Annotated in this window: 1 protein-coding gene; it reads right to left on the bottom strand. The window is 36.6% G+C overall.

Annotation, left to right across the window (positions count from 1 at the left end; translation table 11 throughout):
• Positions 1 to 313: SAM-dependent methyltransferase (locus A6F49_RS14445; RefSeq protein WP_235605019.1), on the bottom strand; the 313-nt coding region annotated here is incomplete at its 3' end.
• Positions 314 to 451 lie beyond the last annotated feature (138 nt).

Here is a 451-nt window from a genome sequence, read left to right as displayed (position 1 = left end):
GTGTTACATCATCAGTTACAATTTGTTCGAACTTCTTAGTTAATTCACGCCCTAGTGATACTTGTCGTGTTGCATCTATCTTTGCAATTGTTTTTAATGTATCTGTCACACGATGCGGTGATTCGTATATAATTAATGTGCTATTTTCATGCATACGTTGCTCTAATACAGCACTTTTTTCTTTCTCTTTTCGTGGCAAAAATCCTAAAAATGTATATACATATGAAGGTAATCCACTAGCCATCAAAGCCGTCAGCCCAGCATTATGTCCAGGCACAGTCTCAACTTTAATATTAGCTTCTCTGGCTGCCACTACTAATCCTTATCCAGGATCTCTAATTAAGGGCATTCCAGCATCAGATACGAGCGCAACGTCAAGACCTAATTCTAACTGTTCAATTATAAAATCAGTCTGCTTATCCTTGTTATGTTCGTTATATGACTTTAATAT

This window comes from Enteractinococcus helveticum (genome assembly GCF_001657475.1).
Taxonomy (GTDB): Bacteria; Actinomycetota; Actinomycetes; order Actinomycetales; family Micrococcaceae; genus Yaniella; species Yaniella helvetica.
Note: the sequence above shows the minus strand (reverse complement) of the source record. Positions and strands in the feature narration are given on the sequence as shown.